The following is a 2,852-nucleotide window of genomic DNA, read 5'->3' as shown; positions in this document are numbered from 1 at the left end:
CGTGGCTGGCACTGGTCGTGGTCGAGCAGGTCAACGCCACCAGCGGTATCGGTTATCTGATGACCCAGGCCCGGACCTACGGGCAGATCGACGTGATCGTGGTCGGACTGGTGATCTACGGGCTGCTGGGCCTGTTCGGCGATCTGGCCGTCCGGGCGCTGGAGAGGAGAGCCCTGTCATGGCGGCAGACACTCGCGGACTGACCGCGACCGCGGACACCGGCGGGCTCACCGTCCGCGTCCGCGATCTCACCCGGTCCTTCGGTGAACGGACCGTACTGGACGGAGTGGACCTCGATATCGCCCGCGGCGAGTTCGTGGCGCTGCTCGGGCGCAGCGGGTCGGGTAAGAGCACTCTGCTGCGCGCCCTGGGCGAACTCGACCCCGATGTGGCCGGTTCCGGTGAGCTCACCGTGCCGGGTGAGCGGGCGGTGGTGTTCCAGGATTCCCGGTTGCTGCCCTGGACCAGGGTCCTGGACAACGTAACTCTCGGGCTCGCCGGTCCCGGTGCCGCCCGCCGCGGCCGGGAGGCACTGGCGGAGGTCGGTCTCGCCGGCCGCGAGCGGGCCTGGCCCCGGGAACTGTCCGGCGGCGAACAGCAGCGGGTCGCGCTGGCACGCTCGCTGGTCCGGGAACCGGCACTACTGCTCGCCGACGAGCCCTTCGGCGCACTGGACGCGCTCACCCGGATTCGGATGCACCGCCTGCTGCAGGATCTGTGCGCCCGGCACCGGCCCGCGGTCCTGCTGGTCACCCACGATGTGGACGAGGCCGTCCTGCTCGCCGACCGGGTGCTGGTGCTCGACGAGGGCCGCATCTCGGTCGATATCGCCATCGAACAGGCCCGGCCCCGCCGGCACGGCGATCCCGCCTTCCTGCGGCACCGCGAACGACTCCTGACCGCCCTCGGTGTGGATACCGACCGAAACCAGTACGAGGACACCGCCCCATGAGCGAACCCCGCCGGCTCAGCCTGAACGCCTTCATCTATCCGGCCGGTCATCACGAGGCGGCGTGGCGGCATCCCGCCAGCCGGCCCGACCGCATCTACGACGTCACCTACTACCAGGAGATCGCCCGCACCGCGGAGGCCGCCACCTTCGACGCGGTGTTCTTCGCCGACGGACCGGCACTGCGCACCAATGTCGCCTACAACGCCGCGCCCGGCCTGGAGCCGATCACCCTGCTCACCGCCATCGCCGCCGCGACCACGCATCTGGGCCTGATCGCGACCGCCTCGACCACCTATTACGAGCCCTACAACCTGGCCCGGCTCTTCTCCTCGCTCGACCATATCTCCGGTGGCCGGGCGGGCTGGAATATCGTCACCACCGGAACCGACCTGGCTGCCGCCAATTTCGGGCTGGACCGCCATCCCGATCACGCCGAACGCTACGCCCGGGCGCGTGAATTCGTCGACGCGGTCACCGCGCTGTGGGACAGCTGGGAGGACGACGCGATCCTGCTCGATCGTGCGGCGGGCCGCTACGCCGATCCGGACAAGATCCATCCCATCCATTTCGCCGGCGAACATCTGCGGGTCCGCGGCCCGTTCAACGCCGCCCGCACTCCACAGGGCCATCCCGTACTGGTGCAGGCGGGCGCGTCCAACGACGGCCGAGCCTTCGCCGGCCGTTACGCCGAGGCAATCTTCACCGCGCATCAGCGACTGACGGACGCCCAGGCCTTCTACACCGATATCAAACGCCGGGCCGCGGAATTCGGCCGTGCCCCCGACCAGGTGAAGATCCTGCCCGGTATCAGCCCGTTCATCGCCGGCACCGAGGCCGAGGCATTGCGGCTGGAACGGGAGTTCAACGAGCTCACGGTGCCCGAATACGGTCTCGGCCAGCTGGAATCGCTGGCCGGCGAATCATTGCGGCGGCTGCCGCTCGACGAGCCGGTCCCGGCGGAACTGTTCGCCGACGCCGGCGATGTCACCGATAACGCCGCGAGCCGCCGCCAGGTCGTCGCCGGGATCGTCCAGCGGGAGAACCCGACCCTGCGCGGGCTGCTGCACCGGCTGGCCGGCGCCCGCGGGCATCGGGTGTTCGCCGGGGCGCCGGAGCAGGTCGCCGACACCATCGAGGAATGGTTCCGGTCCGGCGCGGCCGACGGTTTCAACGTGATGCCGCCCTACTATCCGGGCGGGCTGGAGATCTTCACCGAGACCGTGGTGCCGATCCTGCGGCAGCGCGGCCTGTTCCGCACCGAGTACTCCGGCACGACGCTGCGTGACCACTTCGGTTTGCCGACCCCGGCGAGCCGGTTCGCACCGGCTCCGGCGGCGGCGGTCTGACCGCCGGGCGGTACCGGAAACGGGACGGCGGACCTGTCAGGGCAGGTCCGCCTTCCCGTTTCCGGTGTACTTCAGGCGGCGCGCGCTCCGGACAACCCCCACTCCGCGGCGAGCAGCCGGTGCGAGGTCAGCCGGTCCTCGTGCCGGTGGGTCACGCTGGTGATCACCAGTTCGTCGGCGCCGGTCAGGTCCTGCAGAGCGGACAGCCGCGCGACCACCGCAGCCGGGGCCCCCACGAACTGCGTTTGCACCCGGTCGTCCACCAGTTGCCGCTCGTCGTCGGTCAGCGGGGGCGCGGTATCGGGATCCAGGAATTCGCCGGCGCCGGCCCCACTGCGGATCCCGGCCACCCAGTGCCCGTAGGTGGACGCGAGGTGGCGTGCCCGGCCCTCGTCCTCGGCGACCACGACATCGGCCGAGACCACCAGATAGGGCCGCGGGAACCGTGGGGAGGGCCGGAACGCGGCACGGTAGGCCTCGACGGTTTCCAGCACGGTTCCGGGTGAGACGTGATAGTTCGCGACGAACGGCAGCCCGAGCCGCCCCGCCAACTG

The 2,852-nt window shown here is 70.5% G+C and carries 4 protein-coding genes; 3 read left to right on the top strand and 1 reads right to left on the bottom strand.

The genetic code is table 11. From position 1 onward, the window contains the following. The 3 genes from ACWDU1_RS31315 to ACWDU1_RS31305 all read left to right on the top strand — a co-directional run. Nucleotides 1–203, top strand: a 203-nt coding sequence (locus ACWDU1_RS31315) for an ABC transporter permease subunit (protein ID WP_450004021.1), incomplete at its 5' end; no start/stop codon positions are given. Continuing rightward, on the top strand, nucleotides 179–952 hold the full coding sequence (locus ACWDU1_RS31310) for an ABC transporter ATP-binding protein (RefSeq protein ID WP_450004019.1): 774 nt from the start codon (nucleotides 179–181) through the stop codon (nucleotides 950–952). The genes ACWDU1_RS31315 and ACWDU1_RS31310, both read left to right, overlap by 25 nt. Further along, a complete protein-coding gene (locus tag ACWDU1_RS31305; RefSeq protein WP_450004018.1) occupies nucleotides 949–2,298 on the top strand; it encodes an LLM class flavin-dependent oxidoreductase in 1,350 nt (449 codons plus the stop codon). Before ACWDU1_RS31310 ends, ACWDU1_RS31305 begins: the two co-directional genes overlap by 4 nt. Before the next feature lie 71 nt (nucleotides 2,299–2,369). On the opposite strand, the gene ACWDU1_RS31300 is transcribed toward ACWDU1_RS31305, so the two are convergent. Then, nucleotides 2,370–2,852 (bottom strand): LLM class flavin-dependent oxidoreductase (locus tag ACWDU1_RS31300; protein WP_450004016.1); only part of this gene is annotated, 483 nt, incomplete at its 5' end.

The organism is Nocardia sp. NPDC003345, assembly GCF_053589395.1.
This window is presented reverse-complemented; position numbering and strand designations above follow the sequence as displayed.

Bases quoted from the DNA above. Each gene is read 5' to 3' on its own strand.
- ACWDU1_RS31305 (WP_450004018.1), top strand. From the start codon at position 949: ATGAGCGAACCCCGCCGGCTCAGCCTGAACGCCTTCATCTATCCGGCC.
- ACWDU1_RS31310 (WP_450004019.1), top strand. From the start codon at position 179: ATGGCGGCAGACACTCGCGGACTGACCGCGACCGCGGACACCGGCGGG.